This is a genomic window from Streptomyces sediminimaris (assembly GCF_047049295.1).
GTDB lineage: Bacteria > Actinomycetota > Actinomycetes > Streptomycetales > Streptomycetaceae > Streptomyces > Streptomyces sediminimaris.
In genome coordinates, this window is record NZ_JBJWOT010000001.1 from 7,060,865 (window position 1) to 7,073,459 (window position 12,595).

General features: G+C 73.5%; 14 protein-coding genes and 1 pseudogene. 8 read left to right on the forward strand and 7 right to left on the reverse strand.

Annotated features, from left to right (window positions below; genetic code table 11):
• Positions 1–141: 141 nt before the first annotated feature.
• The 6 genes and pseudogenes from ACJ9NR_RS32320 to ACJ9NR_RS32345 all read left to right on the forward strand — a co-directional run bounded on the left by ACJ9NR_RS32320 (position 142) and on the right by ACJ9NR_RS32345 (position 4,998).
• Positions 142–2,256, forward strand: coding sequence for a sensor histidine kinase (locus ACJ9NR_RS32320; protein WP_412491150.1), 2,115 nt, complete (start codon positions 142–144; stop codon positions 2,254–2,256).
• Between the two features lie 62 nt (positions 2,257–2,318).
• The gene (locus ACJ9NR_RS32325) at positions 2,319–2,753 is read left to right on the forward strand and encodes a roadblock/LC7 domain-containing protein (protein WP_384255112.1); all 435 of its coding nucleotides are present in this window, start codon (positions 2,319–2,321) and stop codon (positions 2,751–2,753) included.
• A gap of 2 nt (positions 2,754–2,755) precedes the next feature.
• Positions 2,756–3,127 carry a DUF742 domain-containing protein gene (locus tag ACJ9NR_RS32330; protein ID WP_412491149.1) on the forward strand — a complete coding sequence of 124 codons (372 nt, stop codon included), beginning with the start codon at positions 2,756–2,758 and terminating at the stop codon, positions 3,125–3,127.
• Positions 3,105–3,704, forward strand: a complete 600-nt coding sequence (locus ACJ9NR_RS32335; RefSeq protein ID WP_412491148.1) for a GTP-binding protein — start codon at positions 3,105–3,107, stop codon at positions 3,702–3,704. Before ACJ9NR_RS32330 ends, ACJ9NR_RS32335 begins: the two co-directional genes overlap by 23 nt.
• 60 nt (positions 3,705–3,764) lie before the next feature.
• On the forward strand, positions 3,765–4,346 hold the full coding sequence (locus ACJ9NR_RS32340; protein WP_412491147.1) for a GAF domain-containing protein: 582 nt from the start codon (positions 3,765–3,767) through the stop codon (positions 4,344–4,346).
• A gap of 53 nt (positions 4,347–4,399) precedes the next feature.
• Positions 4,400–4,998: pseudogene (locus ACJ9NR_RS32345) on the forward strand (TetR/AcrR family transcriptional regulator).
• Positions 4,999–5,077: 79 nt separating this feature from the next.
• Here ACJ9NR_RS32345 and ACJ9NR_RS32350 read toward each other — a convergent pair.
• From ACJ9NR_RS32350 to ACJ9NR_RS32370, 5 genes are all read right to left on the reverse strand, one after another.
• Positions 5,078–5,293, reverse strand: coding sequence for a hypothetical protein (locus tag ACJ9NR_RS32350; RefSeq protein WP_412491146.1), 216 nt, complete (start codon positions 5,291–5,293; stop codon positions 5,078–5,080).
• Positions 5,294–5,524: 231 nt separating this feature from the next.
• Positions 5,525–5,866 carry a DUF1801 domain-containing protein gene (locus ACJ9NR_RS32355; RefSeq protein ID WP_412491145.1) on the reverse strand — a complete coding sequence of 114 codons (342 nt, stop codon included), beginning with the start codon at positions 5,864–5,866 and terminating at the stop codon, positions 5,525–5,527.
• Between the two features lie 106 nt (positions 5,867–5,972).
• Complete coding sequence (locus tag ACJ9NR_RS32360) at positions 5,973–6,572, reverse strand: GPP34 family phosphoprotein (RefSeq protein ID WP_412491144.1); 600 nt, start codon at positions 6,570–6,572, stop codon at positions 5,973–5,975.
• A gap of 54 nt (positions 6,573–6,626) precedes the next feature.
• A complete protein-coding gene (locus ACJ9NR_RS32365; protein ID WP_412491143.1) occupies positions 6,627–7,829 on the reverse strand; it encodes a YbfB/YjiJ family MFS transporter in 1,203 nt (400 codons plus the stop codon).
• Complete coding sequence (locus tag ACJ9NR_RS32370; protein ID WP_412491142.1) at positions 7,826–8,128, reverse strand: muconolactone Delta-isomerase family protein; 303 nt, start codon at positions 8,126–8,128, stop codon at positions 7,826–7,828. Before ACJ9NR_RS32370 ends, ACJ9NR_RS32365 begins: the two co-directional genes overlap by 4 nt.
• Before the next feature lie 109 nt (positions 8,129–8,237).
• On the opposite strand from ACJ9NR_RS32370, the gene ACJ9NR_RS32375 reads away from it, so the two are divergent.
• Positions 8,238–9,176 (forward strand): LysR family transcriptional regulator, encoded by a 939-nt coding sequence (locus tag ACJ9NR_RS32375; RefSeq protein ID WP_412491141.1) that lies wholly within the window; start codon positions 8,238–8,240, stop codon positions 9,174–9,176.
• Positions 9,177–9,199: 23 nt separating this feature from the next.
• Here the strand turns inward: ACJ9NR_RS32375 and ACJ9NR_RS32380 are convergent, their stop codons facing one another.
• Both ACJ9NR_RS32380 and ACJ9NR_RS32385 read right to left on the reverse strand, forming a co-directional pair.
• A complete protein-coding gene (locus tag ACJ9NR_RS32380; protein ID WP_412491140.1) occupies positions 9,200–10,255 on the reverse strand; it encodes a sensor histidine kinase in 1,056 nt (351 codons plus the stop codon).
• Positions 10,256–10,265: 10 nt separating this feature from the next.
• Entirely contained in the window at positions 10,266–10,958 is a 693-nt protein-coding gene (locus ACJ9NR_RS32385) for a response regulator transcription factor (RefSeq protein ID WP_412491139.1), read from the reverse strand.
• Between the two features lie 262 nt (positions 10,959–11,220).
• Between ACJ9NR_RS32385 and ACJ9NR_RS32390 the strand changes: the two genes are divergently transcribed.
• Complete coding sequence (locus ACJ9NR_RS32390; RefSeq protein WP_412491854.1) at positions 11,221–12,300, forward strand: endonuclease/exonuclease/phosphatase family protein; 1,080 nt, start codon at positions 11,221–11,223, stop codon at positions 12,298–12,300.
• The last annotated feature ends 295 nt before the right edge of the window (positions 12,301–12,595 follow it).

Sequence of the window (12,595 nt, forward strand, 5' to 3'; positions counted from 1 at the left end):
GGGACGCTACGCGTGGGACTTTGTCAACTGCCCACCGCACATGATGCGTTGCCGACTACTGTGAGTGTCCATCGGGCGCCGCCTGCCCGAAAAGCGCAGCCCGCGCTTCGGCACCGACGGACCAGTACGACGAGGACACCGATGTCTCACCTCCGCGCCCCGGCCGCACGCGCAGACCGCCGCGAGGGCGGGCGGCACGGACGGCCGGTCGCCCGTCCCGTTCCCTTGCTGCCCGAGGCTCACATACGGCCCCAGCTGATGCGGCTCGCGGTGCTGCCACCGGTCGCGGTGGCCCTGAGCGCGGCCGCGGCCGTGCTGTTCACCGTCCGCTCGACCGGCGTACGGCCGGGCCCGACCCTGTGGGGGGTGATGGCCGGCGCCGCCGCGGTCACGCTCGCCGGCATCCTGATCGCCGTCGTGGCCGCCGACCGCGCCGCCCGCTCGGTCAGCGACCGCGTCGGGGCGCTGCGGCGCAGCAGCGCCCGCGGCGAGGCCGACCTGAGGGCCCTCGTCGAGACGCTGCGCCGCGGCGAGACGCCGCCCCGGCGCAAGCCGCGCGGCGGCCCGCCCGACGGCGCCGACGACTTCGAACTGCTCGCCGCCGATCTGAGCCGGGCGCACGACGGCGCCGTCACCGCCGTCGTGCAGGCCGCGCAGCTCTCCAGCCAGGCGGGCAGCGAGCAGAAGCTCGAAGTCTTCGTCAATCTCGCCCGGCGGCTGCAGTCGCTGGTGCACCGGGAGATCTCGATCCTCGACGAGCTGGAGAACGAGATCGAGGACCCCGACCTGCTCAAGGGGCTCTTCCACGTCGACCACCTCGCCACCCGCATCCGCAGGCACGCCGAGAACCTCGCCGTCCTCGGCGGCGCCGTCTCGCGCCGCCAGTGGAGCCGTCCCGTCTCCATGACCGAGGTGCTGCGCTCGGCCATCGCCGAGGTCGAGCAGTACTCCCGGGTCAAGCTGGTGCCCCCGATCGACGGCACCCTGCGCGGCCACGCCGTCGCCGACGTGATCCACCTGCTGGCCGAACTCGTCGAGAACGCCTCGGTGTTCTCCGCCCCGCACACCCAGGTCCTGCTGCGCGCCAACCTCGTCACCTCCGGCCTCGCCGTCGAGGTCGAGGACCGCGGCCTGGGCATGCCGGTCGGCGAGCAGAAGAAGATGAACGCCCTGCTCGACGACCCCGACCAGGTCAATGTCGCGAGCCTGCTCGCGGACGGCCGTATCGGACTGTTCGTCGTCTCCCAGCTCGCCCGGCGGCACGGCATCGACGTCCGTCTGCAGACCAATATCTACGGCGGCGTGCAGGCCGTCCTCGTGGTGCCGCAGGAGTTGCTGGGTTCCGGGCCGGGCGTCCCCGAAGACGCCGCCGCCCAGGCGCAGGCGCAACTGCAGGGCGGCATGGGAGCGGTGGGGGCGGGAGGCATGTCCGCGCCGCCGGCGCCCTCCCCGCAGCAGCAACCGCAACCGCAGCTGCAGGCGCAGCCGCCGGCCCCCTCCGCGTCCGGGACGGCCGGGCTGCGTGTCGTGCCCGAGCCACGGGCCCCGCGCCGTGCGCAACCGCGGGAGGAGACCGCGCAGTCCGTGCCCGACGGGCCCCCTCTCCACGGCAGTGCCCCGGGCGCGGGCGGACCGCTGCCGGTGCGCGGAGCCCACGACGAGCGGGCCAACCCGGCCGAGGCCGTGCCCGGCATCCGCCCCGACGAGCGGCAGCGCGTCGCGGAGAACACGGCCGAGCCGCCCGCACCCCGTACCGGAACGGTCCGCGGCACCATGGGCAAGCCCCGTCTGCCCCGCCGCCGCGCCCAGGAGCACATCGTGCCCCAGCTGCGCGACGGCCCGGCCCCCCGGCAGGACACCGACCACGTCGCCGGCCACGACCCGGGCCTGATGGCGGCCTTCCAGCGGGGCATCGGCCTGGCGGAGGCCCAGCAGGACCTGGAGTCCGGGCACACCGGGGTCATCCACGGCGTGCCGGAACACACGGCGTTCCCGGCGCACCGGGAGCCCGGCCCGGGGGAGCGGACCGCGCACGCGGGGCTGTACCCGCTCATGGGCCCGGGCCACACGGAACCCCCCGCCACCCTTCCGCCCTCGGCCCTGGATGCGCTCAACGCGGGCCGCACCCCTCCCCACCCGCCGCACCCCATGGACCCAACCCCCATGGACCCGTCCCACATGACCGAGGCGCGCCCCGCGTCCGCCCGCGGCATCGACCACCCCACCCGGCACGACGGGAGCGCGCCGGCCGGATGACCACCTCTGCCACCACCCCCACCGCTCCCGCAGACCTTCGTACCCCAAGGAGTCGATCCACCATGGCGAGCGATGTGCCGACCGGCCATGTATCCGATCTCGACTGGCTGATGAGCGGCCTCGTGCAGCGCGTGCCCCACACCACCAGTGCGGTGCTCCTGTCCTGCGACGGGCTCGTGAAGTCGGTCCACGGCCTCGACCCGGACAGCGCCGACCACATGGCCGCGCTGGCCTCCGGCCTGTACTCCCTGGGCCGCAGCGCCGGAGTCCGCTTCGGCGACGGCGGCGACGTCCGCCAGGTCGTCGTCGAACTCGACTCGACCCTGCTGTTCGTGACGACCGCCGGCTCCGGCACGTGTCTCGCCGTGCTGGCGGGCCGCGAGGCGGACGCGGCTGTGCTCGGCTACGAGATGGCGATGCTCGTCAAGAGCGTCCGCCCCTACCTGGTCACCGCGCCCCGGCAGCACGCCGTCGAACCGCCGGCGATGAGGCCTTGAGCGTGGCGGCGGTCGGCGACGGGCCCTGGCTCGACGACGCGGCCGGCCGGCTCGTGCGCCCGTTCACCGTCAGCAACGGCCGCACCCGGCCCACCATCGCGCTCGACCTCCTGTCGCACGTGATGGCCACCGGCGCCACCCCCCTCGGCTATCTGGGACCCGAGCACACGCAGGTGCTCGACCTGTGCCGCGCGCCCGTCTCGGTCGCCGAGGTGGCCGCCCACCTGAAGCTGCCGGCGGTGGTCACCAAGGTGCTGCTGTCGGACCTCGTCGACTGCGGGGCGCTCACCACCAAGCCCCCCGAGTTCCACCACAACCCGACTGACCGGGCCCTTCTGGAGGCAGTGCTCGATGGACTACGACGACAGCTCTGACCCCTTCCCGACCGCACTGAAGATCCTGGTCGCGGGAGGGTTCGGAGTCGGCAAGACGACCTTCGTGGGGGCGGTCAGCGAGATCGCGCCGCTCAGCACGGAGGAGCTGCTCACCACGGTCAGCGCCGCGACCGACCGTCTCGACGGGATCGAGAACAAGGTCGAGACCACGGTGGCCATGGACTTCGGCCGCATCACCCTCGATCCCGAGCATGTGCTGTACCTGTTCGGCACGCCCGGGCAGGAGCGGTTCTGGTTCATGTGGGACGAACTCTCCGAGGGTGCGCTCGGCGCGGTCATCCTCGCCGACACGCGCCGCCTGGAGGAGTGCTTCGCGGCCGTCGACTTCTTCGAGCAACGCGGCCTCGGCTTCATCGTCGCGATCAACGAGTTCGACGGCTCCTACCGCTACGACCCCGAGGAGGTCCGGGCCGCCATCGACCTGCCCCCGGAGATCCCGGTGGTGCGCTGCGACGCCCGGATCTCCAGCTCCGGGGTGCAGACCCTGCTGACGCTCGTACGGCACCTCCTCGCCCACGCGCCCGCGCCGGCGCCGAGCCACCGCGCCCACATGTGATCCCCGCACACCGCCACGGAGTCCGTACATGACCCACGTCCACAGTGACCGAGCCCGCCCATGAGGTACGACCCGTCGCGCCCGGCAGGTCGTCTGCTGCTCACCCCCGAGGACAAGGAGGCCCCCGCGCGTGCCCTGCGCCTGAGCAGGCTGGGTCTGGGAGAGCGCGCCGACCCCGCCCTGGACGTCTACGCCGACCACCTGGCCGAGCTGACCGCGGCGCCGTACGCCATGGTCAACTTCATCGACGAGCACCGGCAGTTCTTCGCCGGACTGCACCTGTCGGACGTGCCGTTCCCGGTGGTGAGGCCGGACGGCACCACGCCCGTGCTGGGCCGGGAGCTGGCCCGTGACCAGGGCTTCTGCCCGCATGTGGTGGTGCGGCGCAAGGCGCTGGTGCTGGAGGACGTCTGCGACTATCCGCGGTTCGCGGGCAATCCGGTCGTCGACGAGTTCGGCATCCGCTCGTACCTGGGCGCACCGCTCATCGACAGCACCGGGATGGCGCTGGGCACCGTGTGCGTGGTCGACGTGGAGCCGCGGCCGTGGGGGAGGCCCGGCCTGGAGACGATCAAGGCGTCGGCGGCGGAGCTGGTGGCCCGGCTGGAGCGGCGGGAGGCGGACGGGCTTCCGGTGCTGTGACACCCCGCCCCGGCGGCCAGCCGACCGGTCTAGTAATCGCGTACTCTGGCGCCGTGGGACGCACCGGTGACGCCAGGCAGAAGATCCTCGCCGCCGCCCGCTCGCTGATCGAGGCGCGTGGCTACTCGGCGCTGGGCGTGGCCGAGATCTGTACGGCGGCCGGTGTACCGAAGGGCAGCTTCTACCACTTCTTCGAGTCCAAGGAGTCCCTCGCGCTGGCCGTCGTGGACGAGCACTGGGCGGCCCAGCGGCGCGACTGGGCGCGCGTGCTGGACGCGGACGCGGAACCGCTTGAACGGCTGCGGCGGTTGTTCGAGGAGACCGAGGCCGCACAGTACGCCGCGCAGCAGGGCTGCGGCACCGTGTCCGGGTGTCTGTTCGGCAATCTCACCCTGGACTGAGCAACCAGACCGAGTCCGTACGACGGCGGCTTCAGGAGATCTTCGAGGCGCAGGTCGACATGGTCGAGTCGGTCGTCGCCGAGGCACGCGGGCGCGGTGACGTCACCGTGACGGACACGGGAGAGGCGGCGCGTGCGGTGGTGGCCCAGATGGAGGGCCAGGTTCTGTTCGCCAAGCTCTACAACAGCACTGGCCGGTTGGGTCCGCTGTGGCGCAACTGCCGTGCACTGCTGGGAGCTTCGGGCGCTTGAGAGAAGGGAGGCGGAGGAGGAACTGCACAGGCACACGGCCCTCCTCCTTCGCCTGCCCCCGGCTCATGCCGAACGGGTCTCACGCACAGATGTTGCCGGTGCCGTTGCAGTCGCCGTCGTCGTCGTCCCAACCGCCCCAGCCGCCGTGGTCGGCGGCGGAGACAGGACTGGACTGGACCGTCGCGGCCTTCGCGGCGTGCGGGGCGGCGGGCGCGGCCACCGCGTATCCGGCCGTGGCCAATCCGGTTGCGAGAGCGAGGCCGAGGGCGGCGCTGATCGCGAATGTCCGGGGCATGGATATCTCCCATCGGGTTTCGTGTGTGTGCTTCATGTGGACCAATCTGCATGCCCCCGCGGCAGGTTTCCTGTCGGGCGCGGCCGTTCGTGTGACTCCCCCCTGACTCCAGGCCCCACCCATCGGCTCAACGCGCCCGGTGTGCAAGGCCGTTGACGGGACGCCGGCATGCATCCCGGAAGAGGCGCGCATGCCGGAAGAGGCGCGCACCCCGGAAGGCAGGATGGGCGCTCAGGTTTCCAGCGAAGCGCGAACGAGATCGCCCGACTCGTCGTCGGTGAGCGCGGCGGCCGCCGGGGAGCGCAGCCGGATCGTGCCCTTCCCGCTGACGAGGTCGGGGTGGCGGGAGACGAACCCCGTGGCCCGGCCTTTCTCCCGGCCGTCGACCGACACTCCGTGCCGCCACACCCCGGCATGCGGTCTCCGGTCGCCGGCCCGGTAGGCCGGCATCCCGTAGGACGGCGCGAGGCCCGCGTCCGGGTACGCCCGCAGGGTCAGCCGGTGCATCCGGTCCGACAGCGGGCGGTGCTCGGTGGCGATCCCGTCGAGGTAGGTCTGCACGTCGGCGTCCACGCGGCTCATTCTGACCGGGCGCGAGCGCCGGCACCGCGCCCAGCCGGCCGCTGCTCCTCCGCCCGGCCCGCTCCGCATCGCGGCGGGCGCCGCTTGCGCAACAGTCCTAGTAACCGCGCCACACGTTGTCGAACGCCGCGTCCTCGATCTGCCGGCGCTGCCGCACCGCCTCCAGTTCCATCACCGAGTCCCCGACGGCGGCCAGTACGGTGGTGACGGCCTCGTCGTCGACGTCCTGCCCGGTGGGTTCGTCCCGGACGCCGGCGGCGGCCGCCAGGGCCGTGAGGACGGGCTCGGCCTGCGCCAGGCGTTCGGTCGCCCGGCGGCGCGCCGCCGAGTCGACCGGTTCCGTGCGCCAGGTCCTCATCCGGAGCCGGCGGCCGCGCCCACGGGTCGTCAGGCCGACCCGTTCCAGGTCGTCCACGTAGGCCGTGGCCAGCCCGCGGCCCCGGCGCCACAGCCAGTCCTCGACCGACTCGTAGGGCTCCTGCCGCATGAGTGCGGCGGTGGCCTCGTCCAGCAGGCGGTCGCCGGTGGGGGCCTGGGCGCTGGGCAGGATGCGCTCGCCGTCCAGGACGAGCGCCTTGGCCTCGACGAGGTCGAGGATCTCGGCACCCGCGAGCGCGAGGGAGAGGTCGCCCTGTTCCACCGGGCGGTCGGGTGCCGCGTCCAGGGCGACGAGTGCGAGGTCCCGTGCGGTGTTCATGAGCGGCTCCACGTCAGTTGGCCGGGTGCGGGGCGGGCGCGGGGGGCGTCGGCCTCAGGCGGGCCGTGCGTCCTGGGCCGATTCTCGCTGCCGGCGCGGCTCCGTGTGTCGTACTACGACCATGTGGTGCGGGAAACCGATCCGCAGCACCGCGGCGGCCGCGGCCGCGGCGAGGACGACCAGGGCGGCCAGGAGCAGGGCCTGCTGGTAGCCGTGGCGCAGCAGCGGGGCGACGGCCAGGGGACCCAGGATCTGGCCGACGGAGTATCCCGTGGTCAGCAGAGCCACGGAGCGGGGGAAGCGCAGATGGGCGCCGGTGGCCAGGGCGAGGGTGCTGACCCCCAGGAAGGTGGCGCCGAACAGCACCGCCGAGACGAGAGCGGCGGCCGTCGTGCCGTTCAGGGCGGGCAGGGCGATGCCGGCCGCCTGGATCACGAGTGCGATGAGCAGCAGGCCGGGGCGGGAGAAGCGGTGCCCGAGGCGGGCCCACAGCGCCGAGGACGGTACGGCGGCCAGCCCCACCAGCACCCAGACGCCGCTGCCCAGCGGGCCGGGGGAACCCTGGCCGACCGCGGCGACCAGGAAGGTCCCGGCGACGATGTAGCCGACGCCCTCCAGCGTGTAGCTGACGAACAGGGCGGCGAACCAGCGGTGCGTCCCGGGCCCGGGAGTGCTCGGGGCCGCTTGCACGGCGGGGGCGTCCTCCGGCCGCAGCCGCCACGCACCGCAGGCGAGTACCGCCGTGAGCGCGGCCGCCGACCACCAGGCCGCCCGCCAGTCGGCGACCGACCGCAGCGCCAGGACCAGCAGCCCGGACAGGGCGATGCCGGCACCCACCCCGCCGAACGCCCACCCGGACAGATGCGCCGGGTGCCCGCGCAGATGGTGCAGGAGCGAGCCGGCCGCGACGACGAAGACCAGGGCGCTCGTCACCCCGGCCAGCAGCCGCAGTCCGCCCCACACCACCACGCTGTGGGTGAGCGGCAGGCCGGCGAGCGTGGCGGTCAGCACCAGCAGGGAGACGCGCAGGACGGTGCGGGAGCGGATCAGCGCGGGGAAGAGGATGCCCGCCAGGGCCCCGACGAGATAGCCGGCGTAGTTGGCGGTGGCCAGGTTCGCGCCGGCGCCTGCGGACAGGCCCGCCTGGGAGTGCATCAGGGGCAGGATCGGCGTGTAGACGAAGCGGCCGACGCCCATGCCCGCCGCGAGCGCCGCCCCGGCCTGGGCGACCAGGCGCCAGGAGGAGGTGGTGCTCATCGGGTGCCGTCCACCCGCCCCGGGTCGTTGGGGTGGGACTCCAGCGGGGTGACGGTGAGGGTCATCCACGGGCGCAGCGGCAGCGTGCCGAGCACCTTCTCGTGCAGCTCCGCCTCGTCGGCGGCGCGCCACACGCCGATGCTGCGCAGCTCTCCGACGGGGCGCCACAGCCGGGCCAGGTTGCCCGCGGCGGCCAGTTCCCCGGCGCGGACGGCCTCGGCGGCGCGCCGCCGGTCGACCTCCTCCTGGCTGGTGCCCTCGGGGACGGTGGTGGTGATCTCGACCAGGAACTCTCGCACGGTTCCCTCCGATCTGCGTGACGTGCCCTCATCGTGGGCCCGTCACCGGCGCCGATGCCACGACCGGCTGCCTCGCTGCTGGGAGGCGCGGCCTCTCAGCGCGCGTAGCATGGCGCCCGTGGAACTGCGCCAGCTGCGGTACTTCGTCGCGGTCGCCGAGGAGCTGAACTTCGGCCGGGCCGCGGAGCGGCTGCTCATCGCGGGCCCCTCGCTCTCCCAGCAGATAAAGGCCCTCGAACGGGACCTGGGGGTGCGGCTGTTCGACCGCGACCGCCGCTCGGTCTCCCTCACCCCGGCCGGTGCCGCCCTGCTGCCGCACACCCGCGCCCTGCTGGAGGGGGCCGACGACCTCAGGCGGCGGGCGGGCCGGCTGGCGGGCTCGCAGGCGGTGCGGCTCGGCTACGTCAACTGGCTGCCGCCGGACCTGGGCTCGCGGACGGCCGCGGTCGCCCGGCTGCACCTGGACGCCTGGGTCGCCCCCTCGCACACCCAGGCCGCCCGGGTCGCCGACGGCAGCCTGGACCTGGCCGTGTGCTGGGTGCGCGGCCAGGACCTCGACCGCCTCGGCCTGCGCGCCCACCTGATCGGTGCGGACCGGCTGTACGCCGTGGCCAAGGGCGGTGACAGCCGTGACGTGCCGGATGTGGCGGCCCGCGACACCGACGTCCTCATCGACGACGACGTCACCTCCTGGGCGTCGTGGAACGTCTACGGCGAGGAGCTGGCGCGGGCCACCGGGGCCCGTACGGTGCGGATCTCCGACGGCGCGATCACCGGGCCCGCCTTCTTCGACCACGTCCGGCGCTGCTCCCGCCCGGTCGTCAACTCACCCAAGGGGCAGACGGCTCCGCTGCCTCCGGACCTGGTCCGCCGGGAGATCGTGGCACCGAAGGTATACTGGACGTGGTCGCTGGTGTGGCGCGAGAACGAGCGGCGCGACGCGGTCCTCGGTCTCGTCGACGCCCTCCGGGACGGCGTGGGAGACCTCGGCGTCCATGCCGCGGACGCCTGGCTGCCGGCCGACGACCCGCACGCGCCCGCGCGCTGACCCGATCGGCCGCCGGCGGCATCTCAGTCCCCTGACACGGCGGGCAGCTCCACGGTGACGCGGAGCCCTCCGGCGGAGCGGGGGGCCAGGGCGAGTGTTCCGTCGTGTGCCTGCGCGATGGTCTTGACGATGGCCAGGCCGAGGCCGACGCCCGCGTGGTCGGTGTGCACGCGCTCGGTGCCGCGCCGGAACGGCTCGGTGAGCGTCGAGGCGGCCTCGGGGGCGAGCTTCTCGCCGGTGTTCTCCACCGTGAGCACCACCGTCCCGGGGCGGACGCCGGTGCAGACCCGCACGGTGCCCTGCTCGGGCAGGTTGTGGACGATCGCGTTGTGCAGGAGGTTCATGGTCAGCTGGAGCAGGAGGGTCTGCGAACCGGCGGTGGGGGCGATGTCGCCGGAGGTCTCGATGGCGACGCCGTGCTTCTCCGCGAGGGGCAGGAGGGTCTCGGTGGCTTCTTCCGCCAGGAGGGACAGGTCGACCCGCTCCCGGGCGAACGACCGCTGTTCTGCGCGGCTGACCAGGAGCAGGGCCTCCGTGAGGTCGATCGCCCGGGTGTTGACGGTGTGCAGGCGGTCGAGGATCTCGCCGGTGTCGTGGTGCGGATCGGTGCGCGCCACGTCGATGAGCGTCTTGGAGATCGCCAGCGGGGTGCGCAGCTCGTGCGAGGCGTTGGCGGCGAATCTCCGCTGCTCCGCGACGTGTGCCTCGAGCCGCGCGAGCATGGTGTCGAAGGCGTCGGCGAGTTCGCGGAACTCGTCCCTGTGGCCCGGGAGCCGGATCCGGTGGGAGAGCGATCCGTCCGTGGCCAGGCGGGTGGCGTCGGTGATCCGGGTCAGCGGCGCCAGCATCCGGCCGGCGAGGAACCACCCTCCCACCAGTCCGAACACCAGCAGGAACCCCAGTGTGCAGGACGCGATCGGAGCGAAGGCGCGCAGGATGGCAAGGCGGTAGTTGGGCACCATGATGAGCCCGACGTGGGGCACGCGGCTCAGGAACACCCACCCCGCCGCGAGCACCAGGAAGCCGGCGAGCAGGAGGAAGCCGGCGTAGCTGAGGGTGAGTCTGAGGCGGACGCTCAATCCGGGCTGCCTATCCACGGTCCCGCCCCTCGCACCGGCTCCCGGGTGCCTCGATGCGGTATCCGACGCCCGGCACCGTGGCGATCAGCCAGGGTTCGCCGAGGCGCTTGCGCAGGGCCGACACCGTGATGCGTACGGCGTTGGTGAACGGGTCGGCGTTCTCGTCCCACGCGCGTTCCAGGAGCTCCTCGGCGCTGACGACACCGCCCTCGGCGGCGACGAGGACCTCGAGCACGGCGAACTGCTTCCGGGTCAGCGCCACGTAGCGGCCGTCCCGGTGGACCTCCCTGCGGAACGGGTCCAGCCGCAGACCCGCGATCTCCCGCACCGGCGGCCGGTTGTGCGCGCGCCTGCGGTCGAGGGCCCTGAGCCGGAGAACGAGCTCCCGCAGTTCGAACGGTTTCGTGAGGTAGTCGTCGGCACCGAGCCCGAACCCGGAGACCTTGTCGTCGAGCCGGTCGGCCGCGGTGAGCATGAGGATCGGCATCCCGCTGCCGGAGGCGACGATCCGCTGGGCGATCTCGTCACCCGACGGCCCGGGGATGTCGCGGTCGAGGACGGCGATGTCGTAGCCGTTGACGCTCAGCAGCTCCCAGGCGGTGTCGCCGTCGCCCGCGATGTCGGCGGCGATCGCCTCCAGGCGCAGACCGTCGCGGATGGCCTCCGCCAGATAGGGCTCGTCCTCGACGATCAGCACACGCATGCCCTCCACGCTACGAGCCCGCGCATATCGCCGGCATATCGGAAACCGCATACGTGCCGGCAACACCGTGCTGCCTTGACTCGGGGAATGCGCGGCAGCGAACCAGCACCGACAGCGGCCCGGTCGTCGGCGTCCCGACCGCCCGGCGCGCGCCTCGGCCGCGGGGGACGGGCCGCACACGACCGTGGACGCGGCGGTGATCGGCGATGGAGGGCAGCAAGTGGCAGCGAGCGGTGGCGGCGGCAGTGAGCGAGGACAGGCGATGACGCGGGTGGACGCGGCGGAGACCGGGGGGCGCGGCGCTGACGGCCCGGATGCCGGCGGCGGGACAGGGCTTGCGGTCCTCGGCCGGGTGATCCGTCCGGTGCTGCGGCCGGGGCCCTGGAGGCGCGGCCCGTTCCTCACGGCGCTGGCGCTGCTGCTGGGTCTGCTGATGCTGCTGCACGCGTGGATCCCGAACCGGATCGGGAACCTCGGCAGCCTGGTGGAGACCTTCCTGCCGTGGTTCGGCCTGTTCGTCCCGGTCCTGCTGGCCGGGGCGCTGTGGCGCCGCTCCGCCTCCGCGGTGGCCGCGCTGCTGCTGCCGGTCACGGTGTGGCTGAACCTCTTCGGCGGGCTGCTCGCCGACAAGTCGCACCCGGGCGGTGACCTCACCGTGGTCGGCCAGAACGTCGACGCCGGCAACCCCGACCCGGCCGGCACCGCCCGCGACCTGGCCGCCTCCGGAGCGGACGTACTGGCCCTGGTCGAGCTGAGCGAGCAGGCCCGGGGCGTGTACGAGAAGGGGCTGGCGAAGGCGTACCCGTACCACACGGTGCAGGGCACGGTCGGTTTGTGGAGCAGGCTGCCGCTGTCGGACACCCGGCCGGTCGACGTCGGCATGGACTACGGGCCGCTGGCGGCCACCAAGCCGGCCGACGTCAGGCTCGCCTCGGCCCGGGCGCTGCGCACCACGGTGGCCACCGAACAGGGACCGCTGGCGGTGTACGTGGCCCACCTGGGCTCCGTACGCGTGAACCCGAGGGCCGGCTTCTCGACGGCCCAGCGGGACAGGGGCGCGCAGGCGCTCGGCAAGGCCGTCGCCGCCGAGAGGAACGAGCGGGTGGTGCTGCTCGGCGACCTGAACGGCACCCTGGACGACCGCGCGTTCGCCGGCGTCACCTCGCGGATGCGGTCGGCCCAGGAGGTGGCCGGGGACGGCTTCGGCTTCAGCTGGCCGGCGGCGTTCCCGGTGGCGCGGATCGACCAGATCCTGGTCAGGGGCGTGAAGCCGAGAAGTTCCTGGGTGCTGCCGGCCACCGGCAGCGACCATCTGCCGGTGGCGGCCGCGATCAGCTGGTGAACACGGCCGGCCCTCCCGCCGGCGCAGGCGACGGCGGGCCGACGGGCACGCGGCGCGCCCGGAACCGCTGATCTGCGCTGCGAGTCCGAGGACGCCATCCTCCAGGGGCTGCACCCCTACAGCGTCGGACGGGCGGGCGTCGCCGCCCACTACGACTCCCAGCCCCCGGGGACGAAGGCGGCGTACCGCGTCCTGGAGACCCGACGGCCCGCCGACGGCCTGGTCCTCGGCTACCTGGACGTCGAGTTCTCCTTCACGGACCGGCCCGCGCTGCGGGTGAAGCTCTCGGTGCCGG